We start from the raw sequence: 24,948 nt of genomic DNA, 5'->3' as shown, positions 1-24,948 counted from the left end.
CTGCCCGCCACATCCGACCCCGGCACAATCGGCGACAAGCTCGCCGAGCAATTTCCCAATGCCGCCTGGGAAATCAAGACCCGCGACGATGGCGCGCCCAGCACGCGACGCTTCATCGAGCGCATGGGACAGTTTCTGACTTTGGTCGGCCTGGCCTCGCTGGTGATTGCCGGCATCGGTGTCGGCAATGGCGTCGCCTCCTATTTGCGCGGCAAGCAGGGCGCGATTGCCACGCTCAAGATTCTCGGCGCGGACAGCGCGATGATCTTTCGCATCTATCTGTTCCAGATCATGACGGTGGCCCTGGCTGCCATAGCTCTGGGTCTCGCAATTGGCGCAGTGGCGCCGCTGGCGATCATCCAGATCGCCGGTGATGTCCTGCCGATCAAACCGGAATTTGCCATCTATCCGCTGCCGCTGCTGGTCAGCGCGCTTTATGGATTGCTGATTGCCGTCATCTTTGCCCTGCCCCCGCTGTCGCGGGCAAAAACCATTCCGGCAGCAGGCATCATCCGCGGCGAAGGCCGGTCGTGGCGACAGATTGATCGGCAAAGCTGGATCGGCGTCGGACTGGCGATTGCCGCCATCATCGCGCTGGCCCTGGCTACCGCCAATGAGCCGCTATTTTCAGCCTCGTTCATCGGCGCGGCGGCAGCGATCTTGCTGCTGTTGACCGCATTGGGCGCGCTGATCCGCTGGCTGGCGAGCAAGGCCCCGCGGCCGAAACATCCCTTATTGCGTCTCGCCCTGACCAGCCTCCATCGCCCCGGTGCCCAGACCGGACAGCTGGTGGTGGCATTGGGGCTGGGCCTGACCCTATTCGCCACGCTGGCGGCGATCCAGACCAGCCTGACCAATGAAATCCGTTCGACGGTTCCGCGCGACGCACCGAGCTTTTTCGTGCTCGATATCCCGGTCGAGCGCGCCGATGACTTCCGCGCCAAAGTCGCAGAAACCGCGAGCGACGCGGAAGTCAATATCGTGCCGACCTTGCGCGGGACGATCACCGAATTTCGCGGCCTGCGCGTGTCCGAACTGGCAACACTGCCGGAAGGCGCCTGGGTGCTGCGCGGCGATCGCGGGCTTACCTATAGCGCGACCATTCCCGAAGGCAGCGAAATCGCCGAGGGTGAATGGTGGGACGCCGATTATGACGGACCACCCTTGGTCTCGGTCGATGAAGAACAGGGCGCTGCATTGGGCCTGAAGATCGGCGACAGTCTGACCGTCAGCCTGCTCGGCGTCGAAATTCCGGCCAGGGTCGCCTCTTTCCGCAAGGTCAACTGGCGCAATTTCGGGTTCAACTATGTGCTGGTATTCCCGCCCAGCGTGCTCGCCAACGTACCCCATAATGTTGCCGCCACGATCCAGATGGAAACGGCCAAGGAAGACCGGCTGCTCAGCATATTGCCCAAAGAATTCCCGTCCATCTCGATGGTCAAGGTCAAGGAAATCGCCTCCCAGATCGGCGAAATACTCGACCAGATGGCGACCGCGATTGCCGCTGCCGCCTCGATCGCGATCTTGTCCGGCATCGCAGTGCTGATCGGTGCCATTGCCGCCTCTCGACAGGCCCGCGTCTATGACAGTGTGATCCTGAAACTGCTCGGCGCAACGCGGGCCCAGATATTGTCGGTTCAGGCGATGGAATATGCGCTGCTGGCATTTCTGTTATCGGCGGTGGCTCTCGGCCTCGGCCTGTTTGCCGGCTGGTTCGTGATCACCCAGATTTTCGAATTCACCTGGCAGCCGGATTGGGGAATCGTCCTGCTGACGCTGGGCATCGGCGCAATTGCAACATTGGGAATTGGCTTGCTGGGCTCTATCCCGGTGCTCTCCGCCAAACCGGCGCGGGCGTTGCGAGAACTCTAGCATCTTCCGTTAGCGCTGAGCCTGTCGAAGGGCGTCTCTAGCCTTGAACCGTCCTTCGACAAGCTCAGGACTAGCGGATCATCACGTCTCGTCCCCGGCCAATCGCACAGCAACCGGCGCGGACAGGAACAATTGCGCGAGATGATAGAAAATCAGCGGTAATATCACCAGGCCCGCGCGCTCGGGCGCGAAGATAATCGCCGCCAGCGGAGCGCCGATCGCCACACTTTTCTGCGCGCCGGAAAAGAGCAGGGTCTTTCGATCGTTGCGGGCGAACCCCATCAGGCCACCCAGCAACCAGGTACCGCCAAACGCCAGCCCAAGCCAAAACAACAGCGCAGCCGCCAGCCAGACAAATTCAACGCCGCTCACCCGGCTCCACATCCCGGCGATGATCGCGGCGGAAAAGGACACATAGACCGCCAGCGCGATCGCTCCCCGGTCGATCCAGCCCGTCAGATCCTTGTGCTGCAAGACCCACGGACGCAGCCATCTCTGGAAGACCTGACCGAGAACGAATGGCAATACCAATATCGCGGCAAGCTTGATGATCGTCTCCGTAGTGATGACGACACCGGCGGCACGGGCGAGCAGCGCGAATAATAATGGCGACAAAAACACCCCGACAAGATTGATCAACGCGCTGGCGACAACCGAGGCGGCAACATTTCCTCTGGCGATCGCGCAATAGCTGGTTGCCGATTGCACGGTGGATGGCAGCACGCCCAAAAACAGAAAGCCCAATGCAACATCGGCGGGCAGGACCTGATCAACCGCCTTGGACAATAGCAGGCCGATGGTCAGCATCACGCCGAAGACCCAGATGAATATGGTGCCCTGCAGCCGGATATTTCCCAGACCAGCGCGCACTTCGTGCCGTTCGAGACGGATACCATGGAGCAGAAATACCGAAAAAATTCCGGCATTGAACAATATCCCGGCGATATCCTTCGCCGCCCCTTGCACCGGCAGCAGCGTCGCCAGCAGCACCGCTCCGCTGAGCAGCCAGATGAATTTATCGGTCAGGATGAGACGAAGGGTTTGCATAGCGGTAGTGCCAATTGGATCGCCCCGAATGATTTGGCAAGCTTTCTGATGTTGCGGTGCAGCACCAAACAGGCTAAGGGCGCGGCAATAGCGGGGCTGTGCCTATGGCCGCCCTTTCCTCTTCTTACGGTAGAATCTAATATGTCCCTTCGCAATATCGCAATCATTGCGCACGTTGATCACGGCAAAACCACTCTGGTTGACCAGCTTTTCCGCCAATCCGGCACATTTCGCGACAATGAACGTGTCGAAGAACGGGCGATGGATTCGAACGATCTGGAAAAAGAACGCGGCATCACGATTCTGGCAAAATGCACCAGCGTCGAGTGGAAGGGCACGCGGATTAATATTGTCGACACCCCGGGCCATGCCGACTTTGGCGGTGAAGTAGAGCGCATCCTGTCGATGGTCGATGGTGTGATCCTGCTCGTCGATAGCGCCGAAGGCGCTATGCCACAGACAAAATTCGTGACCGGCAAGGCTCTTGCGCTTGGTCTGAAACCAATCGTCGTGGTCAACAAGATTGACCGTCCCGATGGCCGTGCAGAAGAAGTATTGGACGAAGTATTCGACCTTTTTGTCAACCTCGATGCAAATGACGAACAGCTCGATTTCCCGACGCTCTATGCCAGCGGCCGTAATGGTTATGCTGGCGAGACCCCGGACGTACGCGAAGGCGACCTGTCTTGCCTGTTCGACAAGATTATCGAACATGTGCCGGAGCCTGACGTCGATCCGGATGCAGAATTCAAGTTTCTTGTCACATTGCTCGACCGCGACAATTTCGTTGGCCGGATTCTGACCGGCAAGGTCGAAAGCGGAAAAATCGACATCAACATGCCGATCCACGCGATTGATATGGACGGCAAGGTTGTCGAAACCGGTCGTGCGACAAAGATCATGGCGTTTAATGGCCTCGAACGGGTCCCCGTGGAAAGCGCCAAGGCGGGTGATATTATCTCTCTCGCAGGCCTGACCAAAGCAACTGTTTCGAACACGATATGCGATATTTCTGTTCATGAACCTATCGCGGCACAACCGATTGATCCACCAACGCTTTCGATGCGCTTTGCGGTGAATGACAGTCCGGTTGCCGGCCGTGAAGGCGACAAGGTCACCAGCCGTGTGATCCGCGACCGTTTGGCGCGCGAAGCCGAATCCAACGTCGCGATCAAGGTCACCGAAAGCGATGACAAGGACAGCTTTGAAGTCGCTGGCCGGGGCGAATTGCAGCTGGGCGTGCTGATCGAAACGATGCGCCGCGAGGGTTTTGAACTCGGCATTTCCCGTCCCCGCGTCCTCTATCGCGAAGAAAATGGCAAACGCCAGGAACCATATGAAACCGTCCTTATCGACGTTGATGATGAATATGCCAGCACCGTGGTTTCAAAAATGCAGCGCCGCAAAGCGGAATTGACCGAACAGCGTCCTTCCGGCGCCGGCAAAACCCGCCTTACCTTCTCCGCACCTTCTCGCGGATTGATCGGTTATCATGGCGAGTTTCTGTCCGACACTCGCGGCACCGGCCTGATGAACCGCCTGTTTGAAAAATATGGCGAGTATAAAGGCGTTATCGAAGGCCGCCCGGTTGGCGTTCTCGTGTCGAACGGCACCGGCAATACCGCAGCCTATGCGCTGAACATGCTGGAAGAACGTGGCACATTGTTCATCGGTGCGCAGACCCCGGTTTACGAAGGCATGATCATTGGTGAAAATGCCAAGCCCGGCGATCTTGATGTCAATCCGATGAAGTCCAAGGCTTTGACCAACTTCCGGGTCTCGGGCAAGGAAGACGCCATTCGTCTGACCACGCCAAAGGTGATGACGCTGGAACAGGCGATTGCCTATATCGACAACGACGAGCTGGTCGAGGTCACACCCAAGAACATCCGCCTGCGCAAACGCTATCTCGATCCGAACGATCGCAAGAAAGCGTCGCGCCAGGCAGCGGCAGCTTGATTATCTGATCTTTTCCCCTAGTCTCGGGCCGTTAGGGCTTGAGAGGGGAAAAAATCATGGAATGGATGTTGATGCCGTTGCGGCGCTACGCTGATTTTAGCGGGCGCTCTCGGCGCAAAGAATATTGGATGTTCGTCTTGCTGTTGCTGATCGTCGGCGTGGTGCTGGCTTTGGTCACCGGTGGATTCAGTTCAGTGATGGATCCGACAAGCATGGGAGGAGACGCCACGATGGGTGCCGGGTCAATGATACTCGGGCTATTTTATCTGGCAATTTTCATACCCGCTCTCGCAGTACAGGTTCGCCGGTTCCACGATCAGGACAAATCCGGATGGTTTGTCCTGCTGAACTTTATTCCGTTGGTCGGCGGATTGATCGTGTTCATATTCATGTGCCTCGACGGAACCCGCGGCGACAATCGATTTGGCCCCGATCCGAAGATGGCAGACCATATCGGAGAAACTTTTAGCTAGTCACTGGTGATCCCGATAGCGTTCATCACTTGATTATCAGGCTGCTTGTGGCAAAGCGCCGCAAACAGACTGGAGCAATGTACAGATATGACCGAAGACCAACAGCCCGATCAGGCCAATTCAGCAGCATCCGGACCGGATGTGCCGCCAGATCATCTCGCCATCAATCCGCGCAGCCCGCATTATGGTGGCGACTTGCTGAATCGCGGCATCGGGATCAACTTTCGCGGAGCGCGCAAACATAATATCGAGGAATATTGCATTTCCGAAGGCTGGGTGAAGGTTCAGGTCGGCAAGACCATGGATCGCAAGGGCAATCCGCTGCTGATCAAACTGAACGGTGAAGTGGAAGCCTGGTTTGAAGATCTGGGCGACGACGCACCCAAGCATAGCAAGGCGGGATAATGACCAACAGTTTCAGCGGCAAGATTGTCTGGATCACAGGCGCTTCTTCGGGAATTGGCGAAGCTTTGGCCAAGGCCTTCGCTGCGGCCGGTGCGCATATCATTTTGTCGGGCCGGCGTACCGAAGCGCTCGAACAAGTGGCCGCCGACATCAAGACTGATACGTTGATCCTGCCCTTCGAAACGACCGACTATGATGTCTTGCCGGCGAAGATCGAAGAAGCGTGCAACTGGAAGGGCCGCGTCGACATATTGGTGAACAACGCGGGCATCAGCCAGCGCAGTCTGGCGCTCGACACCCATCCCGATGTGCATCACAAGATCATCAATGTCGATCTGCTCGCCCCGATCTGGCTGACCCAGCTGTTGCTGCCGCACATGATCGCGGCAGGCGGCGGTCATATTGTCGGAATCAGCTCGGTCGCCGGCCGGGTCGGCGTACCGCTGCGCACCGCTTATTGCGCCGCCAAGCACGGACTGATCGGCTATATGGATGCCCTGCGCGCCGAGACAGAAAAGCTGCACAATGTCCATGTCACCAATATCCTGCCGGGTTCGATCCGCACCAATGTTTCGCGCAATGCGTTGACCAAAGATGGCGACAGCCGGGGCAAGTCCGACGCAGTGATCGACAATGGCATGGAACCGGCCGAATGCGCGCGGCAGATCCTGGACGCAGTCACGAATAATGTTCCCGAACTCATCATAGCCGAGGGGATGGAACTGAATATCGCAGAATTGCGGCAAAGCGATCCCGAGAAATGTTTTGCGATGACGGCGGCAATGGGCGCGCAAATTGCCGAAAAATATGAAGCGGGAGATGACGACTGATGGCTCTGATATTGCTGGAAAAATCGGACGCTATTGCCACAATCACGCTCAATCGTCCGGAAGCCATGAACGCGCTGTCCCATGCGCTGAGAGGCGAATTATTTGCCGCATGTCAGGATATTTCCCAAGATCAGAATATTCGTGCCGTGATCGTCACGGGCGCTGGCGAGCGGGCGTTTACTGCGGGCCTCGACCTCAAGGAACTGGGCGAACAGGGGCTCGGTGCAGCGACCGACCAGAACCCTGCGCGCAATCCCTGCCGGGCGCTGGAATCGCTGAACGTGCCGGTCATTGGTGCAATCAACGGTGTCGCGATCACCGGTGGCTTTGAACTGGCTTTGGCCTGCGATGTCCGCATCGCCTCGACCAATGCCCGCTTTGCCGATACCCACGCTCGGGTCGGGATCATTCCCGGCTGGGGCCTGTCGCAGAAACTGTCGCGTTTCATCGGCCTGTCCCGCGCTTGCGAGCTCAGCTTTACCGGTCAGTTTCTCGATGCCCAGACCGCTTGCGACTGGGGTCTGGTCAACCATGTCTACGCCCCGGATGATCTGATGCCCAAGGCCCGCGCGCTGGCAGCAGACATGGCCAGTATCGATCCCGAATTTCTGAAAGCCTACAAGCAACTGATCTTCGACGGCTATGACCGCAACTTCAAAGAGGCGATGGCGCTGGAAAAGCAGACAACCGACGCCTGGAATGCCAATGTGACGGCGGAAGAAGTCGAACAACGGCGGCTGGCGGTCATTGCTCGCGGCCGGGCGTTGAAGGACTGACATCAACAACTGGACAAGAAAAACTGGGACCTTGCTCTCGGGCCACTAACTTCCCGGCAGCCCTTCTAGCGGAAGATGCAGTTGGTTCCCGCCCACAAATCCGTAATCCTGGCGTCCGGCGCGTCACTATCAAACAAGCCGGAGAACCCACCGGGTTCATCGCCTCCGGTCTGGAATTCGGTGCCGATTGTACTGTCTTCATAAATATCAAATGCTACCGATTCCGCCATTTCGCTTCGTGTCATCCCGATGCCGACGCCGCTCATGGTGGTGAGCGCCGCTTTCTTGTCGCCGTCACGCAGATCCCATCCAACGAACAGATCATCCTGAAAATTGGCGATGAAATTACCAAAAACGCTAAACTCCATCGGTCCGGCGCCACATTCTTCATTCGATGAACGGTTGGCAGCTGCCCCCAATTGCTTCGCGATGGCGGTTTCTGTCGTGGTTCTGTTGGTGCCAAACGGAAGCAATCGGGTGCTTCCGGTCTCGGAATTAACAAGGCGCAGCCCTTCGCCATCCAGCGCCATCACAAATTCTCCCTTGGCTTCAGCATCGGGTTTGGTGCTGGCCGCTTGCTCCGGTTCCGAAGCTTGCACCGCCGGTTCCGCAGTCGCCTTCTCGGAGGCACAGGCGGTCAGACCAATGGCAAGGACCAACAAAAAAGAGTTTCCAAAATTGATATTCATCCTGGGTTACCTTCGATTTGCGGGACGTCAGCATCAATCTCGACCCAGGGCTGTTTGCTGCCGGTCCAGAAATGGATTTGCGGATGCAACACGCTGGTATCATCCAGCGTTCCCGCCTTGATATAGGTCATGCCCGGCTGGGTCGGAAGCGAAGTCTTCACCGGCGATCCGCAGATCCCGCAGAAATGGCGGTAAACGACATTGCCGCTATCGGCATGATCTTCATAGGTGGTGAGGTCACCGCTGATCTCGATCTGGTCATCCGCCACCGCGAACAGCACAGAATAGGAACTACCCGCCTGCCGCTGGCAGTTTTTGCAATGGCAGACACCGCACATTTGCAGCTCTCCCTCGATTGTGTAGCTTACCGCACCGCATAGGCAATGGCCTGTCATCGTCATCTCAAATCTCCCCAATCACGCTACTTTGCGCACAAAAACTGTTCCGGCTGAATAGCCCGCACCGAACGAGCAGATCAGCCCGATATCCCCGTCAACCAGATCGTCGCTATGTTTGTGAAAGGCAATGATCGAACCGGCGGAAGATGTATTTGCATAAGTATCAAGGACGGTCGGACTTTCATCGTCACTGGCTTCATGGCCGAGCACCCGCTGGGCAATCAGGCGGTTCATCCCGGCATTGGCCTGATGCAGCCAGAGACGGCGCAGCGAACCGGCCTCAATGCCGAGCCGTTCCATCTGCTCGTTGATCATGTTCGCGACCATCGGCACCACTTCTTTGAACACCTTGCGCCCTTCCTGGACGAACAGCTTGTCCTTGCCATCGCGGCTTTCCGGATGGGTGCGGTTGAGGAAACCGAAATTGTTGCGGATATTATTGGAAAACTGGGTTTTCAGCTTTGTGCCGACGATTTCCCAATGCTGCGCCGGCGCAATATCCTTCGCCTCGATGAGGATCGCCGTTGCGACGTCACCGAAGATGAAATGGCTGTCCCGGTCGCGCCAGTTAAGATGACCGGAACAAACTTCCGGATTGATCACCAGCACCGATTTGGCGCTGCCCGATCGGATATAATCGGCTGCGGTCTGGATACCGAAAGTCGCGGAGGAACAGGCAACATTCATATCGAAACCGAAGCCATCCTCGATTCCCAGCGCTGCCTGAATTTCGACGGCGATCGCGGGATAAGCGCGTTGCAGATTGGAGCAGGCGCAGAGCACTGCATCAACGTCTTCCGGCTTGCGCCCTGCCCGCTCTAGCGCCTGCAGCGCGGCTTTCACCCCGATTTCGGCAAGAACCGAGATTTCCTCATTCGGTCGCTCGGGCAAGCGCGGGCACATCACCTCCGGATCAAGAATAGGTGCCTTGGAAAGCACGAAGCGCGACTTGATACCCGAGGCCTTCTCGATAAATTCCACCGAACTGTGCGGCAATGCTTCCATTTCCCCTGCTGCAATCGCCTCAGCATTTTCGCGATTGGTGAGATCGACATAGGCATTGAAGCTGGTCACCAGTTCTTCATTGCTGATGCTGTCTTCCGGCGTGAACAGGCCGGTTGCGGAAATGACGGGAATATTGCTGTCGGTCATGGGAAGATGCTTTTCCTTCTGCGCTTGCGCTTTCTGATGGCGCTTCAATAGGATGGTAATGTCCATTGGTGAAACTGGCAAGCAGGGTTGATCATGCTTTGCCTATCAATTCTGCCTTGCTATCAGCAGGATATGAATGACCGCATAGAACTCGACGACAGCTGGAAAAAGCCCCTTGCTGGCGAATTTTCCAGCGATCACATGAGCGCCTTGCGGGAATTTCTGCTGCAGGAAAAAGCTGCGGGCAAACAGATCTATCCCAAAGGCGAGGAATATTTTCGCGCGCTCGACCTGACTCCGCTCGACCGGGTCCGCGTCGTCATATTGGGACAGGATCCCTATCACGGGCCGGGTCAGGCCCATGGCCTGTGTTTCAGCGTGCAACCCGGTGTCCGGCCGCCGCCGTCACTGGTCAATATATACAAGGAACTGGAAAGCGATCTTGGCCTGAAGCGCCCCGCCCATGGTTTTCTCGAGCATTGGGCGCAGCAGGGCGTGTTGCTGCTCAACAGTGTCCTGACAGTCGAGATGGCCAACGCCGCTTCCCATCGCGGCAAAGGGTGGGAGCAGTTTACCGATGCCATCATCCGCCTGATTGCAGCAAAACCGGAGCCCGTGGTGTTTCTGTTGTGGGGAAGCTATGCCCAGAAAAAGGCGGCTTTCGTGCAAAGCATCGAGCAGGGCGGACGGCATCTGGTACTCAAAGCGCCTCACCCCTCACCGCTCTCGGCCTATAACGGGTTTTTCGGATGCCGGCATTTCAGCAAGGCCAATGCTTTTCTCGAACAGAACGGACTTGCCCCGATCGACTGGAGCCTGCCGGAAATCAGCAGCTGATGCGATCAAACGCCAGAACAGTTACGGTAATCAGGGACGATGTCCGGCGCTAGTTCGGTGCAACAGCCTCTACGGCCAAACTTTCAATCCAGGCATCAATATCCCGCGCAACCTGTTCCGGGGTTTCCTCCATCGGCAGATGACCGGCATCGGCATAAGTGATCAGCTTGCTCGCCGGAATCGCGGCTGCAAAGGCACGCGCGTGAGACAACGGAATAACCTTATCCTGTTCTCCCCAGAGCAGCAGCACCGGCATTTTCAGCGCGCCGACTTCTGTCCATTTTTCGGGTTCGCGCGGTGTCTTGGCGCGATCCACCGAAGCCTGACGATTGCCGGGAAAGCGCAGCAATTCCCAATAGCGATCGACCAGTGCCTCGGTCAGTCGTTCGGGCTGGGCGACACTTTCCTCCAGCGATGATTTCACCAGAAAGCGGGGGGTAATTTCGGGGAGCAGCTTTTCCCCGATCCATGATTGCGCCAGTCTGGCGCCGAGATAGGCCTTGCCCTTTTGCTCAACCTGGGCGCCAGAAGCATCAATCAAGACGAGCCCCGACACACGCTCCGGCACTGAAAGCCCGGCGCGCCACGTCAGCCAACCGCCCATGCTGTTACCGACCCAGTAGGTTTTATCCACGCCGACTGTATCCAGCACCTTGACTGCGGCCGCGATATTGGTGTCGGCATCATAGGCACCAGTCGGATTGGGACCGGTCAGGCCATGGCCATAGAGATCAAGCGAAATCAGACGATATTTGTCGCCGAGTAAGGCCACCAGCGGCTCCCATGTCTGGAGCATGCTGTTCGATCCGTGGATCAGCAGAATCGCCGGTCCATCCTTGTTGCCTTCATCACGATAATGGATTTTGCCGCCATGGCCGTCGTCGAGAAAGCGTGAGGTCTCATTGCCATATTTGGCGATCATCTCGGTGCGATCGGTATCGGGCGTGCGGAAAATCAAAAAGGCCGCGCCCAACAGGACCAGCAACAAAAGAAGAATGCGGATCGTCTTTTTCATGTTCATGCCTCTGTCTGGATTTCCATTTTTCTAACGAAAAACCGGTCAGACGCCAAATGGATTAATCTTCGGCCCGCCATTCTCCGGGCTGCAATCCCTCCAGCGACCAGTCACCAATGCTCCAGCGCACCAGCCGCAAGGTCGGATGCCCCACGGCCGCCGTCATCCTGCGCACTTGCCGGTTCCGGCCTTCCCTTATGGTCAGTTTGAGCCAGCAATCGGGCACGCTCTTGCGTACCCGGATCGGCGGATCGCGCGGCCACAGGTCCGGATCGGCAATGCGTTCGACGTCGGCGGGCCGGGTCACACCGTCTTTCAACTCGACGCCCTGCCGCAACATGTCGAGGCTCTCTTCCCCGACGTCGCCTTCGACCTGCACTAGATAGGTTTTAGGCGTTTTATATTTGGGGTCCGCAATCCGCGCCTGCACTTTGCCATCGTCGGTGAGCATCATCAGCCCCTCGCTGTCCCGATCGAGTCGACCAGCCGGATAGACGCCCGGCAGGTCGATAAAGTCGGAAAGCGTGGCCCGCTTTGTCTCGCTCCCGCGATCGGTGAATTGCGGCAGCACGCCGAACGGTTTGTTGAACAGGATAAGTTTTGCCATATCCCCCTTTGGCAGCGACGGACAGAATGAGCAACGCAACAAAGCCGATACCGACAAAGTTACCCGCCTGCCCCATAATCATTATCAGTATGGCTACCGGTTCCGCTCGAAATTGTGTAGCGCATGCCAATGCAATTCAATAATTTCGATACCGCCACTTTCCTGCGCGATTACTGGCAGAAACGCCCACTGTTGATCAGAAATCCCTGGCAGTCATGGCGCAATCCGCTGTCGCCCGACGAGCTTGCTGGCCTCGCTTGCGAAGATCATGTTGAATCGCGCCTGATCACGCAATTGAGTGACGACTGGAACGCCGAACATGGCCCATTGCCCAAGACGCGCTTTGGTGAGCTGGGCAAGTCCCCCTGGACCTTGCTGGTTCAGGCGGTTGATCATCATGTTCCGGAAGTTGCCGCGCTGATCGAGCCGTTTCGTTTCATCCCCAATTGGCGGATCGACGATGTGATGGTCAGCTATGCCAGTGATGGCGGCGGGGTGGGGCCGCATTTTGACCATTATGACGTTTTTCTGATCCAGGGACTCGGTCAGCGCCGGTGGCAGATCGGCGGCATGTGCGACGATCAAACCGCTCTGCGCTCGCACGAAGACTTGCTGCTACTCGCCAATTTTGAAGCCGCCGAAGAATGGATATTGGATCCGGGAGACATGCTCTATATCCCACCCGGATTCGCGCATAATGGTGTCGCGGTTGGCGCCGATTGCATGACCTATAGTATCGGATTTCGTTCGCCGTCGCGAAAGGAACTGATCGGAAACTGGTGCGACGACCTGCTCCCCCAAATGACCGATGATGATCGCTATTGCGATCCCGATTTATCGGTTCAGGAAAATCCCGGAGAGATACCCGAGACGGCCATCGACCGGCTGCACGCCATGCTTACCGAGAAGTTGACCGATCGCGCGGCTTTCGTACGATGGTTCGGGACCTATAGCAGCACGCCGAGATATCCGGAAACGGACTGGCGTCCCGAGGAACCGATCGAGACAGAACATCTGCGTGGGTTGCTGACCGCCGATCACCCCCTGTTCCGCAATCCTGCCAGCCGGTTTTCCTTTGTTCGTGAAGATGGAGACAAGCTGCTGCTGTTCGTCGACGGGGAATGCTTTCCCTGCGCGGATGAGACGGCGGCGCTGGCGGAAATGCTGTGTGCCCAAGACCAATTTGTCATCGATCCCGAATGGCAGAATTCGAATGCCGTGGTGGAGCTACTCGCCGGACTCTATAATCGCGGTAGCCTTTCCTTCGACTGGGGCTAGCTGCGGACGGATTCAAGACAAAAAAAGGGCGGGAGTACCGAAGCACTCCCGCCCTTTTTCGTAATCGGTATTGCTGGCTTATGCCTGCTGCAAGTTTACAGCGGCTTTCTTGCCATTATTTCCGGTTTCAACATCATATGACAGACGTTGCTCTTTTTCGAGCGACTGCATTCCGGCAGCCTGAACTGCTGTAATGTGTACGAAGCTGTCATCGCCACCATCTTCAGGAGCGATGAAACCATAGCCCTTGTCGGTGTTGAAAAATTTTACGGTGCCTGTAGGCATAGTCTTATTCCTATTCATAACTTAATTATGCCCGATATTGCGAAATGCAAAACCGGACGGGATTGGCCAACTTCGAGAAATGGGAAAAAGAGTATGCGACCGTAAGGGTTGCGAAACCTAGATTTCTTCGTAACGCGATTTATTAGCTGTACCCTCTATAGCAGCCTATTCGCTAATAAGCAAACAGTTGAATTTCAGCAGTTTCATGGCCTGAAGAAATTGTGTAGCAATAGCGCCGATGAAACAATCTATATTGACCTGCGCGGCAGCGCTTTTTCTCTGTATCCCGCTGGCTGCGTGCGATTCACCTTCCGGCCCGACACAGGAAACATCTCCGCAGGATCTGTTTTTTGAACGACTGAGCCTGCTCTGTGGCAAGGCTTATGCCGGTTTATTGGTCTCAGACCAGGAAGCCGATGCAGATATGGTGGCAAAACCAATGATCATGCACGCAGCCTCTTGCGATCTGAACGAGATCCAGATCCCCTTTCATATCGCCGAGGGTCCGGACAAGTGGAATCGGTCGCGGACATGGATCATCACCCGCACGGATCAGGGACTCCGCCTGAAACACCGCCACCGCCATGAAGATGGCAGCCTGGACGCTGTGACCAATTACGGCGGCGATACCAATAGCGCGGGTACGGCGGAACGGCAGAAATTCCCTGTCGATGCAGAATCCATTGCCTCTTTCCAGGCCAATGGCCTCGACCAGTCGGTGACCAATGTCTGGGCCGTCGAGATTAGTCCGCCGGGTCAATCCAATGCCCATTTCAGCTATGAACTGCGTCGTCCGGAAACCGCTGACGGACGCCACTTCCGGGTCGAATTTGACCTCTCCAAGCCGGTAACGCCTCCGCCGCCACCCTGGGGCGATTGAGAACCAATGCTCAGCGAACTGCTCATCGGGACCGGAATGATCCTGCTCACCGTGCTGACTCACGGTGTGGGTATCTTTTTGCTTGGCCGATGGCTCCGCATCGAAGCACGTGAGGAGGCGGCAGAAGATATTCACCCGATGTCGGCTCGCGGTATTGCCGTCACGCTCGGTCTGGTGCTCGGCCTGTTCCTGTTGCACGGCATCGAGATATTCTCTTATGCGGTGGTCTATCGTGTGCTGGATGCGTTGCCGACATTTGATCAGGCGATCTATTTCTCGACCATTACCTATTCGACCACCGGCTATAACAGCGAGGGCTTGGCAACCCACTGGGAAATGATCGCCGCGATTGAGGGGCTCAACGGCTTTCTTCTGCTTGGCTGGTCCACCGCCTTCTTCGTCACGGTCATTGCAAGAATGGGACGCGGGCGATGACCGCAAAAGACAGCCATGCCCGGATATTCTTCCGCTGGCTGCTCGCCCTTTTCTATCTGCTGGCCGGCATCGCGCATATCCGGTCGCCGGTAGGGTTTCTGGCGATCACACCGGACTGGGTCCCTTTTCCGGAACAGGTTGTCTTGCTTACCGGGATCGCAGAAGTCGCCGGCGCCATTGGCCTGATGATCCCGCCACGGCTGATCCCGCACGTTCGCTATGCGGCGGCCATTGGCCTCGCGCTCTATGGCCTGTGTGTCTATCCCGCGAATATCAACCATGCGATCAACAATATCGCGATCGGCGGAGAGACCGCGAGCTGGCTCTATCATGGCCCTCGTCTGGCATTCCAGCCCGTGTTCATCTGGTGGGCGCTGATCGCGGGCGGCGTGATCGACTGGCCATTTGGGAAGAAAAAGCCGTAAACCTGCCCATGATGGGGTATTTATGTTATGGTCGCCTTCGCTTATTTGGTTTTGGCAAAGGAGCATGACATGGAAAAACATGGCGATCAGATCGAAGTGACCGAGCGCGAGGCAAGCAACAAGCCGCGCGGCCCCCATAATGTAAGAATTGTTTTGGCGGCCTCGTTGCTGCTGGCGGTCGTGATGATGTCGCTGGTTTGGATTGTCCCGGCATTGAGCTAGATATTACACAATGACAAACGCACTATGGGTCCTCTTCCTCTCATACAGCACCGGCAATATAAGCGACGAGCAATGCAGCGGGCAAGAGCAGCGCCTGGGCCACCAATGTTCCGCCAACCCGGCTTAGCGACAACCAGGTAATCGTCCGCCGGAACATCGGCTGGCTGACGCGGCCGCTGACCACATCGTCGGTCATCACCGACAATTGCGGATCAATCACGACGAACAGCAGGATCGTCGCAAATCCGTTGATCACTGCGGAAAGCTGCGATGCCGTGACCCTATATTCGGGATTGAGATAGCCAGCATAAAGCGAACCGACGACACCGACCGTCAGCAGCGCTTGCGCGACAATGTTCAGGACGATGATTGTCATCGACACCCCGCGTGGCTTGCGCAAATCAGTGATGTGGACCTTCTTGGGTGCAGTGGCGGTTCTACCGACATAGCCGATCCCGCCCTTGGTAAAGGCGTGCCAGATCAGCCGAGGCATCGACCGATGCTCGTGGAATTGCAATATGGCGCTGCTAAACCAGCGCTGTACGGTGGGGATCAGCAACGCCCCGACGATGGTCGCGGCGGTGGCCGCCAGCAAAACCAGCCGAAAATCAGTGAGCAGCCCCTCCCCGGTGCCATTGGCCAGGCCATTTTCGATCCGCTTTGCGAGAAACGGCCCGAGAAAGCTGTTTGACAGCCGCGACACCAGCACGAGAATATTGAACAACGCGAAGGAGACGGCAATCCGCCCGGTCCGCACCCCAGCAATGCGAGCCGAATAAGCAAGCGCGCCGATCAGATGTATGGAGAAGGTCAAACCGCAAATAATTACAAGCTGCTGATCCATTGTTTGTTCCGATATTGATCGACAGAATCATGCGCAAACTGGGCATGAAACGAAATCGCCCATGAACCAAAACTTCAGCTATCCAAACAATAATTTTGTGCGGCCTTGCGCTTTCTGTCTAGCGCCGGTTCGCACAGCGTTTTATTGGGATTTCCGCTATCCAGCGCGCCATCCTGATCGGACTTGTTCATGCTTGCTGTTCTTGCGCCTTATTCTCCTGCTTTGGTTGGCTTGATCCTGTTCTTGCTGCTGATCGCCTTTGCGACAGAAATCCGGCCTCCGGAAGTAACCGCCATTGGCGCAGCCGGCCTGCTGCTTGCGCTCGGTCTTATCTCGACCGACGATATATTGGCAGCGATGAGCAACCCGGCTCCGCTGACAATTGCAGCGATGTTCATCATTTCCGGAGCTCTGGTCCGGACCGGTACGCTTGAGGCCTTTGCGCTGAAAGTGACCGGATTGGCCAAGACATCGCCGGTTTGGGCGACCGGCTTGCTGCTGGTCGCTATCGCCGCCTTGTCGGGATTCACCAACAATACGCCGTTGGTGATGATGATGATCCCGATCGGCATCACCCTGGCAAAACAACTGGGCGAGCGGCCATCGAAGATATTGATGCCGATATCCTTTGCCGCGATTCTTGGCGGCACCTGCACCCTGATCGGTACCTCAACCAATATATTGGTGGACGGAGTGGCCCAGAAGAACGGTCTGGCCGGCTTTTCGATATTCGAGATAGCGCCCGCCGGTATCGTCGTAGCGCTGGTTGGCGTTGCCTATCTTGCCCTGACTCGCCGCTTTCTGCCGGAACGCGACACAATGTCCTCGCTGCTCGATGAGGGTCAGACCAAGCGCTACACGATGTCCGTCTTCATCGTCGGCACATCCCCCTATATTGGCCAGATAGCCAGCGAAGTCGATCTGTTCCGCAGCGGCGAACGGCGGCTGATCGATGTCATCCGCAATGACGTGCCGATCCGCAAATCCCACAAGGAATATGTGATCCGGGAAGGCGATGTTCTGGTCATGCACACCGATGAGGCGGATGTGATGACAATCCGCGAACGCGGAAAACTGCCGCTGACGAAAAGCGACGACACCCAGCAATTTGTACCGATGTCCTCGCACCGGTCGATGCTGGCGGAGATATTGCTGCTCTCCGACGCCCATCTGATCGGTCACAGCCTGAAGGAAGCGGCCCTGCCGCAGCGCTATGGCGTCCACCCGATCGCCATGCACCGCAAGGGCAGCAACCTGTCGGAACAATATGACAGCACCAAATTGCAGGTCGGCGATACGTTGCTGCTGGAAGGCGCGCAGGCCAATATCCGCCGCCTGGTCGCGGGCGAGAATCTGATGAACGTTAGCGAGCCCAAGACCCGTGGCTTCCGGCGCCACAAAGCGCCGATTGCAATTGCGGTGATCCTTGCCGTCGTCCTTGCCGCCGCTTTTGACATCATGCCGATTGCCGGACTGGCGGTGCTGGGTATGGCCGCCGTTTTGGTCACCCGCTGCATCGAACCGGATGAGGCTTTTGCCTCGGTCGACTGGCGGATCATCGGCCTGATCGTGGCAATGCTGGCGATTGGCACAGCGCTGGAAAATGCGGGTCTGGTCGAGATGCTGGTCGCGGCAGCGACGCCCTGGCTGTCCGGCTTTCCGCCGATTTATGCGCTCGCGGCGATATATCTGCTGAGCCTGATGCTGACCGAACTGGTGACCAACAATGCCGTCGCCGTGGTGGTGACCCCGATCGCCATCCAGCTCGCGCTATCGCTCGGCGTCGATCCTCGGCCGTTTGTGGTTGCGGTGATGTTTGCCGCGAGCGCCAGCTTCCTGACCCCGATCGGCTATCAGACCAATACTTTGGTCTATGGTGCGGGTGGCTATCGCTTCCTCGATTTCGCCCGCTACGGGCTGCCTCTAACGATACTCATCGCGATCACGTCGATCGTAATCATTCCCATCATATGGCCGCTGTGACGGTGTAATCTCAAGTTAAGTCAGGATCAGCAGTTAGCGCGCCTGTGCATACGGTGGGGCCAAATTCCCAAATCGTGCCTACCGGCATTGGCAGATCACTTTTTAAGCAGGCTACTGAATCCGGGACGACGGAAGTCTGAATTGGATTTGAATCGATCAAATACCTGATAGCCATCCTTGCTCTTATATATGCCTTCAGCCTCGTGTGATTTGTTGAACTGGAGCAATTTGACGTCGAATGGCGTTTCAAATTCCAGCCCCGCACTGCCCTGTTTATACCAGCGCACAACTGCCCCGATCGGTTCGAAATTACCGATGGCTATTTTAACGGCTTCTCCCGTCATCAACTGCGTTTCGGTCTTGATGCCAGCGCCGTTTTCGGTAATATTTCTGATCGTTGCCGTACAATTGCCGATGCGAGCATTGGACAATTGGAGTTTGACAAGTCGCGCATGCCTTTGCGCCCGCGATGGCTGATCGTCGTTATTCTCGTCGGACATAGCGGCCAAAGCCTCCTATTCAGTACATCCGATATAAACGTCATTTGCTGCTTCAGATTAAGAGCGTAAATGTTGACGGTCGAATTGGTCTTCCTGCCTAGGACGCCAATTTATGGCCCTATTTATCAAAAGATCAAGGTGAATGAAACTTCTTGTAAAATATGGTCGCAATTCCAGTCTGGCGGGATTGGCGGATGTTATTGATCGAAAAGCCGAATGTCGGTTGTTGGGCGGTGGGTTCAATATGGAAACGAAAGCTGGGTGACAATATCGTGGCGTTCGCGCTGTTCAAGCAGATTTTCGACAAAGAGCGAGACCGTTCGAATATCTCGCCGAATTGGGCGACAGCGTGAAGGATGATGCCGCCTAGAAAAATACGGCTTGAACGGAACGAAGCCAGCTTGCCAAGGCGGATCTCGCCGACATTCGTGATTATGGCGTCGAACAATATGGCTTTGACCGGTCGATTGCACATAAGCAGACAAATCTCAGATGTATGTAAATATATTTACATCATGACACCCAAAATCCAAATTTCCCCGACATTCCGACTCATAAATTGACAAGAAACTCTGGTACAATCCCTTAAACTCGGCCAAACATCCTCTCAGCAGCTGCAAATATATTTACAGCACAACTGATAACCGCCTCCCCAGTTTAAGGAAGAACAACATGTCCTATCAAGATTTCAAAAGCTCGGCTGAAAGCCTGATCAACAGTCAGAACGGCACATGGACCGGCATTGATGCCGAATCCGTTGCCCGGATGCAGTTGCAGAACCGGTTCCAGACCGGCCTCGACATTGCCAAATATACCGCTGCGATCATGCGCGAGGATATGGACGCCTATGACGCGGACAGCTCGCAATATACCCAGTCGCTGGGTTGCTGGCACGGGTTTATCGCGCAGCAGAAGATGATTTCAATCAAGAAGCATTTTGGCAGCACCAAACGCCGCTATCTCTATCTGTCCGGCTGGATGGTTGCGGCATTGCGCAGCGAATTCGGCCCCCTGCCCGATCAGTCGATGCACGAGAAAACCTCGGTGCCGGCGCTGATCGAAGAGCTGTATACCTTCCTGCGTCAGGCCGATGCCCGCGAGCTCAACCTGCTGTTCCGCGACATTGATGCGGCGCGCGACGCTGGTGATGCAGCGGCGGAAAAAGCAGCGATGGCCAAGGTCGAGAATTTCCAGACCCACGTCGTGCCGATCATCGCCGATATCGACGCCGGCTTCGGTAATGCGGAAGCCACTTATTTGCTCGCCAAGAAGATGATCGAAGCGGGTGCCTGTGCCTTGCAGATCGAAAATCAGGTGTCGGACGAAAAACAGTGCGGTCACCAGGACGGCAAAGTCACCGTGCCGCATGAAGATTTTCTCGCGAAGATCCGCGCCTGTCGTTATGCCTTCCTCGAGCTGGGCGTTACCGATGGCATCATCGTCACCCGTACCGACTCGCTCGGCGCTGGCCTGACCAAGCAGATTGCGGTTTCCAACGAACCCGGCGATCTTGGCGACCAGTATAACAGCTTCCTCGATTGCGAAGAAATTGATCCCGCCACCGCGAAGAATGGCGATGTCATCATCAACCGCGATGGCAAATTGCTGCGTCCCAAGCGCCTACCTTCCAACCTGTTCCAGTTCAAGCCGGGCACCGGCGAAGACCGCTGCGTTCTCGACAGCATCACCTCGCTGCAAAACGGCGCCGACCTGCTTTGGATCGAAACCGAGAAACCTCATGTCGAGCAGATTGCCGGGATGATGGACCGGGTGCGTGCAGTCGTTCCAAATGCGAAGCTGGTTTACAACAACTCGCCTTCGTTCAACTGGACGCTGAACTTCCGTCAGCAGGTCTATGATGCGATGGCCGCAGAAGGTCTAGACGTATCGGAATATGATCGCGCTGGCCTGATGGATGCGAAATATGATGATACCGAACTGGGCGAAGCGGCTGACAAGCGCATCCGCACTTTCCAGGCTGATGGATCGAAACGCGCTGGTATTTTCCATCACCTGATCACTTTGCCGACCTATCACACGGCTGCCTTGTCGACCGACAATCTCGCCAAGGAATATTTCGGCGAAGCCGGCATGCTCGGCTACGTCCTCGGCGTGCAGCGCAAGGAAATCCGCGAAGGCATTGCCTGCGTCCGGCACCAGAATATGTCGGGCAGCGACATTGGCGATGATCACAAGGAATATTTCGCCGGTGAAGCAGCGCTCAAAGCTGGCGGTGCACATAACACGATGAACCAGTTCGGCTAGACAGCCAGAGTTCGGGTGCCCCCTGCCCCCCTCGGCGGGCACCCGATCCAAACCGTTTTCCTGGGGAGGAAAAACTATCCGTCGGCAGCAATGTCGGCGGATTTTTTCTATGTGGACAATCGTCCCGAACGCTATCAGGGTCGTTCCTATTGGGTTAAGGCTATCGCGCCTAACTTTCGTCCAATCTGGCAAATGGGGGCAGCATGGCATTGCGGAAATACGGTTCGATATTGGCCCTCGCAGCGCTGCTCTCGTCTTGTGGCGGTGGTGGTGGTGGCAGCAGCGCGGTCAGCCTGCCGCCCGGTGGTGGGGCAACCCCGACGCCAACGCCGACGCCGGTCAGTACCACTTGCTCGCTGCAAAGCCGGCAAAACTGGGCCTTTGACCAGATCAACGAATGGTATCTGTTTCCGGAGACCCTGCCCGCCGGCCTGAGCCCGACGCCTTATGCATCCGTGCAGGATTATATCGACGCGCTCACCGCCACCGCGCGGGGTCAGGGGCGGGATCGCTATTTCACCTATATCACCTCGATTGCCGACGAAAATGCGTTTCTCAATTCCGGTGCGACAGCGGGTTTTGGCATAAGATTGAGCTTTGACAGCAGCGCGTCGCGGTTGTTCATTCTCGAGGCCTTTGAAGGCGCGCCCGCTCTGGCTGCCGGAATTGACCGTGGCACCGAGATATTGGCGATCGGGACGAGCACCAGCAATCTTCAGACCGTGACCTCGCTATTTGCTCAGGGCGGCGCCGGCGCGATCAGCAGTGCGCTCGGCCCTTCGACAGCAGGAACCAGCCGGGTTTTGCGGTTCCGCGACGCTACGGGCGTTGAGACCACCACCACGGTCAGCAAGGCCGATTATGCGATCCAGCCGATCTCGCCGCGCTATGGCGTGCAGATCATCGACAATGGCGGCACCAAGACCGGCTATATCAATCTGCGCACCTTTATCGACAGCGCCGAGCAGCAGTTACGCGATGCCTTTCTGCAATTCCGCAACGCCGGGGTGACCGAGCTGGTCATCGACCTGCGCTATAATGGCGGCGGATTGGTACGGACCGCCGAATTGCTTGCCGATCTGCTGGGCCGCAACCGCTTCGCCAGCGACGTGCAGGGTGTTACCCGCTTTCGCGCGAGCAAATCAGCCAATAATGAAACCCGCAACTTCCAGACCCAGGCGCAGTCGGTCGCGCCGACCCGGATCGCCTTCATCACCACTGGCGGTTCAGCCTCGGCCAGCGAGCTGGTGATCAACGCGATGATCCCCTATCTTGATCCGAACATGGCGCTGATCGGCAGCAACACTTACGGCAAGCCAGTCGGCCAGATCGGGCTGGACCGCAGTGCCTGCGACGACCGCATCCGGATCGTCGCCTTCGCCACCGAAAATGCCGACGGCAATGCCAATTATTACGGCGGACTCGCCAGTTCGCTGACCAACAGCTGTCAGGCGGCGGATGACATCAATCTACCGCTCGGCAATCCCGGCGAAGCCTCAACCGCACGCGCACTCGGCTTTCTGTCCGGCGCCGCTTGCACCCCGATCGGCAGCGCTGCGGTCGGCGCGACCAGCAGCACGACAATAGCCCCATCGGCGCAGCGCGCACCCCTCTCCCTGCCCCGCGAGCTGCTGATGCCGGCCCGGCCAACCCCCGCCCAGCGCGAAGTTCCGGGGTCTTTCTGACATGGCCATGGACCGGACCGATGCCCAGTTGATGGAAGCCAGCCTCGAGGCGCTGGGCGATCGCTATGACGGCATGGCCGCCGAACTGTTCGACCGGTATATTGCCGATCATCCGCACTATGCCCCGGTGTTTCTCAATCCCGAAGCGGCGCGCGAGCGGATGACGCGGGAGACGCTGGAGGCGATGCTCGGGCTGGCGGCGGGCGAATATTGGGTTGATCATGCGGTGACCAATTTCATCGATCTGCATCATAATTATGCCGATTTCACGCCGCAAGATTATGCCGACTGGTTCGCGCTGGTGACCGGGACAATGGCGCGCCGCGCCGGCGCGGACTGGCCCGCTGGAGCGAGTGCGGCGTGGCAGCGGCAGGCGGACGGGCTGGTTGCAAAAGTCGCGGCCGTCGAGCGCAACCAGGAAGTACCGGTGCGGACATGACCGATGCGAAGGACATCATCGAGCGGCTGGGCCTGCTGCCCCATCCCGAGGGCGGCTGGTATCGCGAAACCTGGCGCGCAGCAGCGGCAGACGGTGAGCGGGCCAGCGCGACGGCGATCTATTTCCTGCTGGAAGCGGGACAGGCATCGCACTGGCACCGGGTTGATGCAGCGGAGCTGTGGCTCTGGCATGCGGGCAGCCCGCTCACCCTGCGCACCGCCGCCGGTGATAGCGGACCGTTAGCCGAGGTCAGCCTTGGTCCCGACATAGTCGCCGGCGAGGCACCGCAGCATCTGATCCCGACCGGTCACTGGCAGGCGGCACAGGCGGATCGGGGCTGGACCCTGGTCAGCTGCGTCGTGTCGCCAGCGTTCGAATTTTCCGGTTTCGAACTGGCTGCGGAGGGTTGGTCGCCCGGTACCTGACCCGGCAGCTATCGGCTGGCGATAGCGCCGATCAGCAGGGCCAGCGATACCGTGCAACTCACGGTCCGGACATGGTTCCACGGCAGCCAGCGCTGCCGGTAGCGGCGCCACATCGCCTCGCCTTCCGGGCCGTTGGCATCCGTCGCCTCCAGCGCATTGTTGAGCGGGACATTGCCGATGATCGTGACCAGCAGCATGCCGATCAGATAGAACGCGCCGCCGCTCACCATCTGCCAGGCGCCCGCCGTGCCCCATAGCATCACGCCAGAGATCACCAGCGACAGGCAGGCGAGACTGCTGGCGAAAAATAGCGGCAGGAACGGCGACTTCAGGATCACCCGGTTGATCGACTGCATCGCCGCCATGGCAACCGGCCGACCAGCCGCGTCCAGTGCCTGCAGGACGAACACCGAGAAGGCGAAATAGATCCCGGCCATCACGCCAACCGACAGGGCGGCGAACCAGAGCGTTGCGGTCAAGACCAGCTGCATCGGACTTTCTCCTCGACTATTTTCACAGCCGCACAAGCAAGGTCTTCGCAGCCGGTTTTTACATAGCCTGCCTAGCTATCAGCGACCGGCTTTGGCATCAACAGGACGAGCACCACCGCGACCAGCAGCAACGCCGGGACATCGCCCAGCATATGGCCGATATGTTGCGGACTCTGCATCGCCTGCACCGCCATGATCGCGGCGTGGACCAGGCTCGACCAGATGGTGAACCAGATCAGCGAACGATTGGCAGCGGGATTGGACGCAGCGCGGATCAGGAAGATCCCGAGCGTCGCGTAAACGCCGACGATCATCATATAATATTGCGATGCGACCGGCGGCCCCTCGTGCCACGCCCAGCCCGATGGCCAGACCAAAGCCAGCGGATAGACCAGACAGAATATCGCCCCGAACAACACCAACGCGACCTGCAAAAAACTATAACGTCCTATCATGTGATTTCCCCCCACAAGCGGCCCACCTGAGCAGTGAACCGAGCCGGATATTAGGCCCATTTGGGCGGAAAAGCAATTGTCCGGCTTGATAGCCAAGGTCGTGCATGGTGCTATAGTGATGATATAGGCAGCCGCGTTTTCAAGCTGTTCTTTGATATCTCTAAAATTACTGTCTCCCGGCAATTTTATCACGCATGGATAGCTCCGTAACAATGCGTATTTCTGAACAGATACTTCCCGTTTCATATTCTCTTCGCCCGCCCAACCATCTGGGCA

Annotated in this window: 28 protein-coding genes; 17 read left to right on the top strand and 11 right to left on the bottom strand. The window is 57.3% G+C overall.

Annotated elements, in window-relative coordinates; all coding sequences use genetic code 11:
- Nucleotides 1-1,872: ABC transporter permease (locus V7665_RS08770; RefSeq protein ID WP_335664158.1), on the top strand; the 1,872-nt coding region annotated here is incomplete at its 5' end.
- A gap of 81 nt (nucleotides 1,873-1,953) precedes the next feature.
- On the opposite strand, the gene V7665_RS08765 is transcribed toward V7665_RS08770, so the two are convergent.
- Nucleotides 1,954-2,919, bottom strand: a complete 966-nt coding sequence (locus tag V7665_RS08765) for a bile acid:sodium symporter family protein (RefSeq protein WP_335664157.1) — start codon at nucleotides 2,917-2,919, stop codon at nucleotides 1,954-1,956.
- A gap of 141 nt (nucleotides 2,920-3,060) precedes the next feature.
- On the opposite strand from V7665_RS08765, the gene typA reads away from it, so the two are divergent.
- The 5 genes from typA (at nucleotide 3,061) to V7665_RS08740 (ending at nucleotide 7,362) form a co-directional block, all read left to right on the top strand.
- Nucleotides 3,061-4,878 carry a translational GTPase TypA gene (gene typA / locus V7665_RS08760; protein WP_335664156.1) on the top strand — a complete coding sequence of 606 codons (1,818 nt, stop codon included), beginning with the start codon at nucleotides 3,061-3,063 and terminating at the stop codon, nucleotides 4,876-4,878.
- 128 nt (nucleotides 4,879-5,006) lie between these two features.
- A complete protein-coding gene (locus V7665_RS08755) occupies nucleotides 5,007-5,351 on the top strand; it encodes a DUF805 domain-containing protein (RefSeq protein WP_442955205.1) in 345 nt (114 codons plus the stop codon).
- 87 nt (nucleotides 5,352-5,438) lie between these two features.
- Nucleotides 5,439-5,756: a DUF3297 family protein gene (locus tag V7665_RS08750; protein ID WP_335664154.1), complete on the top strand. Its 318-nt coding sequence runs from the start codon at nucleotides 5,439-5,441 to the stop codon at nucleotides 5,754-5,756.
- On the top strand, nucleotides 5,756-6,586 hold the full coding sequence (locus tag V7665_RS08745) for an SDR family NAD(P)-dependent oxidoreductase (protein WP_335664153.1): 831 nt from the start codon (nucleotides 5,756-5,758) through the stop codon (nucleotides 6,584-6,586). Before V7665_RS08750 ends, V7665_RS08745 begins: the two co-directional genes overlap by 1 nt.
- On the top strand, nucleotides 6,586-7,362 hold the full coding sequence (locus V7665_RS08740; RefSeq protein ID WP_335664152.1) for an enoyl-CoA hydratase: 777 nt from the start codon (nucleotides 6,586-6,588) through the stop codon (nucleotides 7,360-7,362). The genes V7665_RS08745 and V7665_RS08740 overlap by 1 nt, the downstream gene beginning before the upstream one ends.
- Nucleotides 7,363-7,427: 65 nt before the next feature.
- On the opposite strand, the gene V7665_RS08735 is transcribed toward V7665_RS08740, so the two are convergent.
- The 3 genes from V7665_RS08735 to V7665_RS08725 form a co-directional block, all read right to left on the bottom strand.
- Nucleotides 7,428-7,892: a hypothetical protein gene (locus V7665_RS08735; RefSeq protein ID WP_335664151.1), complete on the bottom strand. Its 465-nt coding sequence runs from the start codon at nucleotides 7,890-7,892 to the stop codon at nucleotides 7,428-7,430.
- A gap of 155 nt (nucleotides 7,893-8,047) precedes the next feature.
- Entirely contained in the window at nucleotides 8,048-8,452 is a 405-nt protein-coding gene (locus tag V7665_RS08730; protein ID WP_335664150.1) for a GFA family protein, read from the bottom strand.
- A 15-nt stretch (nucleotides 8,453-8,467) separates the two neighbouring features.
- Complete coding sequence (locus tag V7665_RS08725; protein ID WP_335664149.1) at nucleotides 8,468-9,601, bottom strand: beta-ketoacyl-ACP synthase III; 1,134 nt, start codon at nucleotides 9,599-9,601, stop codon at nucleotides 8,468-8,470.
- A gap of 132 nt (nucleotides 9,602-9,733) precedes the next feature.
- Here V7665_RS08725 and ung point away from each other — a divergent pair, with 132 nt between their 5' ends.
- Nucleotides 9,734-10,438: a uracil-DNA glycosylase gene (gene ung, locus V7665_RS08720; RefSeq protein WP_335664148.1), complete on the top strand. Its 705-nt coding sequence runs from the start codon at nucleotides 9,734-9,736 to the stop codon at nucleotides 10,436-10,438.
- A gap of 49 nt (nucleotides 10,439-10,487) precedes the next feature.
- Here ung and V7665_RS08715 read toward each other — a convergent pair whose 3' ends face one another.
- Nucleotides 10,488-11,459: an alpha/beta fold hydrolase gene (locus tag V7665_RS08715; RefSeq protein WP_335664147.1), complete on the bottom strand. Its 972-nt coding sequence runs from the start codon at nucleotides 11,457-11,459 to the stop codon at nucleotides 10,488-10,490.
- Between the two features lie 55 nt (nucleotides 11,460-11,514).
- The gene (locus V7665_RS08710) at nucleotides 11,515-12,060 is read right to left on the bottom strand and encodes a pseudouridine synthase (protein WP_335664146.1); all 546 of its coding nucleotides are present in this window, start codon (nucleotides 12,058-12,060) and stop codon (nucleotides 11,515-11,517) included.
- Nucleotides 12,061-12,189: 129 nt separating this feature from the next.
- Between V7665_RS08710 and V7665_RS08705 the strand changes: the two genes are divergently transcribed.
- Nucleotides 12,190-13,338, top strand: coding sequence for a cupin domain-containing protein (locus V7665_RS08705; RefSeq protein WP_335664145.1), 1,149 nt, complete (start codon nucleotides 12,190-12,192; stop codon nucleotides 13,336-13,338).
- 78 nt (nucleotides 13,339-13,416) lie between these two features.
- Here the strand turns inward: V7665_RS08705 and V7665_RS08700 are convergent, their stop codons facing one another.
- Nucleotides 13,417-13,623 carry a cold-shock protein gene (locus tag V7665_RS08700; RefSeq protein ID WP_335664143.1) on the bottom strand — a complete coding sequence of 69 codons (207 nt, stop codon included), beginning with the start codon at nucleotides 13,621-13,623 and terminating at the stop codon, nucleotides 13,417-13,419.
- A gap of 238 nt (nucleotides 13,624-13,861) precedes the next feature.
- Between V7665_RS08700 and V7665_RS08695 the strand changes: the two genes are divergently transcribed.
- From V7665_RS08695 to V7665_RS08680, 4 genes are all read left to right on the top strand, one after another.
- Nucleotides 13,862-14,503: a hypothetical protein gene (locus V7665_RS08695; protein ID WP_335664142.1), complete on the top strand. Its 642-nt coding sequence runs from the start codon at nucleotides 13,862-13,864 to the stop codon at nucleotides 14,501-14,503.
- Nucleotides 14,504-14,509: 6 nt separating this feature from the next.
- On the top strand, nucleotides 14,510-14,938 hold the full coding sequence (locus V7665_RS08690) for an ion channel (protein ID WP_335664141.1): 429 nt from the start codon (nucleotides 14,510-14,512) through the stop codon (nucleotides 14,936-14,938).
- Complete coding sequence (locus V7665_RS08685; RefSeq protein WP_335664140.1) at nucleotides 14,935-15,363, top strand: DoxX family protein; 429 nt, start codon at nucleotides 14,935-14,937, stop codon at nucleotides 15,361-15,363. The genes V7665_RS08690 and V7665_RS08685 overlap by 4 nt, the downstream gene beginning before the upstream one ends.
- Nucleotides 15,364-15,432: 69 nt before the next feature.
- The gene (locus tag V7665_RS08680; RefSeq protein WP_335664139.1) at nucleotides 15,433-15,585 is read left to right on the top strand and encodes a hypothetical protein; all 153 of its coding nucleotides are present in this window, start codon (nucleotides 15,433-15,435) and stop codon (nucleotides 15,583-15,585) included.
- 40 nt (nucleotides 15,586-15,625) lie between these two features.
- On the opposite strand, the gene V7665_RS08675 is transcribed toward V7665_RS08680, so the two are convergent.
- On the bottom strand, nucleotides 15,626-16,429 hold the full coding sequence (locus V7665_RS08675) for a lipid II flippase Amj family protein (protein ID WP_335664138.1): 804 nt from the start codon (nucleotides 16,427-16,429) through the stop codon (nucleotides 15,626-15,628).
- A gap of 189 nt (nucleotides 16,430-16,618) precedes the next feature.
- Between V7665_RS08675 and V7665_RS08670 the strand changes: the two genes are divergently transcribed.
- Nucleotides 16,619-18,412, top strand: coding sequence for an SLC13 family permease (locus V7665_RS08670; RefSeq protein WP_335664137.1), 1,794 nt, complete (start codon nucleotides 16,619-16,621; stop codon nucleotides 18,410-18,412).
- A gap of 95 nt (nucleotides 18,413-18,507) precedes the next feature.
- Here V7665_RS08670 and V7665_RS08665 read toward each other — a convergent pair whose 3' ends face one another.
- The gene (locus V7665_RS08665) at nucleotides 18,508-18,912 is read right to left on the bottom strand and encodes a hypothetical protein (protein ID WP_335664136.1); all 405 of its coding nucleotides are present in this window, start codon (nucleotides 18,910-18,912) and stop codon (nucleotides 18,508-18,510) included.
- Between the two features lie 672 nt (nucleotides 18,913-19,584).
- On the opposite strand from V7665_RS08665, the gene V7665_RS08660 reads away from it, so the two are divergent.
- From V7665_RS08660 to V7665_RS08645, 4 genes are all read left to right on the top strand, one after another.
- Nucleotides 19,585-21,177 carry an isocitrate lyase gene (locus V7665_RS08660; protein ID WP_335664135.1) on the top strand — a complete coding sequence of 531 codons (1,593 nt, stop codon included), beginning with the start codon at nucleotides 19,585-19,587 and terminating at the stop codon, nucleotides 21,175-21,177.
- A 203-nt stretch (nucleotides 21,178-21,380) separates the two neighbouring features.
- On the top strand, nucleotides 21,381-22,862 hold the full coding sequence (locus V7665_RS08655; RefSeq protein ID WP_335664134.1) for a S41 family peptidase: 1,482 nt from the start codon (nucleotides 21,381-21,383) through the stop codon (nucleotides 22,860-22,862).
- A 7-nt stretch (nucleotides 22,863-22,869) separates the two neighbouring features.
- Complete coding sequence (locus tag V7665_RS08650; RefSeq protein WP_335664133.1) at nucleotides 22,870-23,301, top strand: hypothetical protein; 432 nt, start codon at nucleotides 22,870-22,872, stop codon at nucleotides 23,299-23,301.
- Nucleotides 23,298-23,726: a cupin domain-containing protein gene (locus tag V7665_RS08645; RefSeq protein ID WP_335664132.1), complete on the top strand. Its 429-nt coding sequence runs from the start codon at nucleotides 23,298-23,300 to the stop codon at nucleotides 23,724-23,726. Before V7665_RS08650 ends, V7665_RS08645 begins: the two co-directional genes overlap by 4 nt.
- 8 nt (nucleotides 23,727-23,734) lie before the next feature.
- Here the strand turns inward: V7665_RS08645 and V7665_RS08640 are convergent, their stop codons facing one another.
- Both V7665_RS08640 and V7665_RS08635 read right to left on the bottom strand, forming a co-directional pair.
- Nucleotides 23,735-24,217, bottom strand: coding sequence for an anthrone oxygenase family protein (locus V7665_RS08640; RefSeq protein ID WP_335664131.1), 483 nt, complete (start codon nucleotides 24,215-24,217; stop codon nucleotides 23,735-23,737).
- 71 nt (nucleotides 24,218-24,288) lie between these two features.
- On the bottom strand, nucleotides 24,289-24,672 hold the full coding sequence (locus tag V7665_RS08635) for a DUF6632 domain-containing protein (RefSeq protein ID WP_335664130.1): 384 nt from the start codon (nucleotides 24,670-24,672) through the stop codon (nucleotides 24,289-24,291).
- Between the last annotated feature and the right edge of the window lie 276 nt (nucleotides 24,673-24,948).

The sequence above is a fragment of the Parasphingorhabdus sp. genome (assembly GCF_036964675.1).
Classification (GTDB): domain Bacteria; phylum Pseudomonadota; class Alphaproteobacteria; order Sphingomonadales; family Sphingomonadaceae; genus Parasphingorhabdus.
This window is presented reverse-complemented; position numbering and strand designations above follow the sequence as displayed.

Coding starts and splice junctions, on each gene's coding strand:
- V7665_RS08765 (WP_335664157.1), bottom strand. CDS start 2,919: ATGCAAACCCTTCGTCTCATCCTGACCGATAAATTCATCTGGCTGCTC.
- typA (WP_335664156.1), top strand. CDS start 3,061: ATGTCCCTTCGCAATATCGCAATCATTGCGCACGTTGATCACGGCAAA.
- V7665_RS08755 (WP_442955205.1), top strand. CDS start 5,007: ATGTTCGTCTTGCTGTTGCTGATCGTCGGCGTGGTGCTGGCTTTGGTC.
- V7665_RS08750 (WP_335664154.1), top strand. CDS start 5,439: ATGACCGAAGACCAACAGCCCGATCAGGCCAATTCAGCAGCATCCGGA.
- V7665_RS08745 (WP_335664153.1), top strand. CDS start 5,756: ATGACCAACAGTTTCAGCGGCAAGATTGTCTGGATCACAGGCGCTTCT.
- V7665_RS08740 (WP_335664152.1), top strand. CDS start 6,586: ATGGCTCTGATATTGCTGGAAAAATCGGACGCTATTGCCACAATCACG.
- V7665_RS08735 (WP_335664151.1), bottom strand. CDS start 7,892: ATGGCGCTGGATGGCGAAGGGCTGCGCCTTGTTAATTCCGAGACCGGA.
- V7665_RS08730 (WP_335664150.1), bottom strand. CDS start 8,452: ATGACGATGACAGGCCATTGCCTATGCGGTGCGGTAAGCTACACAATC.
- V7665_RS08725 (WP_335664149.1), bottom strand. CDS start 9,601: ATGACCGACAGCAATATTCCCGTCATTTCCGCAACCGGCCTGTTCACG.
- ung (WP_335664148.1), top strand. CDS start 9,734: ATGAATGACCGCATAGAACTCGACGACAGCTGGAAAAAGCCCCTTGCT.
- V7665_RS08715 (WP_335664147.1), bottom strand. CDS start 11,459: ATGAACATGAAAAAGACGATCCGCATTCTTCTTTTGTTGCTGGTCCTG.
- V7665_RS08710 (WP_335664146.1), bottom strand. CDS start 12,060: ATGGCAAAACTTATCCTGTTCAACAAACCGTTCGGCGTGCTGCCGCAA.
- V7665_RS08705 (WP_335664145.1), top strand. CDS start 12,190: ATGCAATTCAATAATTTCGATACCGCCACTTTCCTGCGCGATTACTGG.
- V7665_RS08700 (WP_335664143.1), bottom strand. CDS start 13,623: ATGCCTACAGGCACCGTAAAATTTTTCAACACCGACAAGGGCTATGGT.
- V7665_RS08695 (WP_335664142.1), top strand. CDS start 13,862: ATGAAACAATCTATATTGACCTGCGCGGCAGCGCTTTTTCTCTGTATC.
- V7665_RS08690 (WP_335664141.1), top strand. CDS start 14,510: ATGCTCAGCGAACTGCTCATCGGGACCGGAATGATCCTGCTCACCGTG.
- V7665_RS08685 (WP_335664140.1), top strand. CDS start 14,935: ATGACCGCAAAAGACAGCCATGCCCGGATATTCTTCCGCTGGCTGCTC.
- V7665_RS08680 (WP_335664139.1), top strand. CDS start 15,433: ATGGAAAAACATGGCGATCAGATCGAAGTGACCGAGCGCGAGGCAAGC.
- V7665_RS08675 (WP_335664138.1), bottom strand. CDS start 16,429: ATGGATCAGCAGCTTGTAATTATTTGCGGTTTGACCTTCTCCATACAT.
- V7665_RS08670 (WP_335664137.1), top strand. CDS start 16,619: ATGCTTGCTGTTCTTGCGCCTTATTCTCCTGCTTTGGTTGGCTTGATC.
- V7665_RS08665 (WP_335664136.1), bottom strand. CDS start 18,912: ATGTCCGACGAGAATAACGACGATCAGCCATCGCGGGCGCAAAGGCAT.
- V7665_RS08660 (WP_335664135.1), top strand. CDS start 19,585: ATGTCCTATCAAGATTTCAAAAGCTCGGCTGAAAGCCTGATCAACAGT.
- V7665_RS08655 (WP_335664134.1), top strand. CDS start 21,381: ATGGCATTGCGGAAATACGGTTCGATATTGGCCCTCGCAGCGCTGCTC.
- V7665_RS08650 (WP_335664133.1), top strand. CDS start 22,870: ATGGACCGGACCGATGCCCAGTTGATGGAAGCCAGCCTCGAGGCGCTG.
- V7665_RS08645 (WP_335664132.1), top strand. CDS start 23,298: ATGACCGATGCGAAGGACATCATCGAGCGGCTGGGCCTGCTGCCCCAT.
- V7665_RS08640 (WP_335664131.1), bottom strand. CDS start 24,217: ATGCAGCTGGTCTTGACCGCAACGCTCTGGTTCGCCGCCCTGTCGGTT.
- V7665_RS08635 (WP_335664130.1), bottom strand. CDS start 24,672: ATGATAGGACGTTATAGTTTTTTGCAGGTCGCGTTGGTGTTGTTCGGG.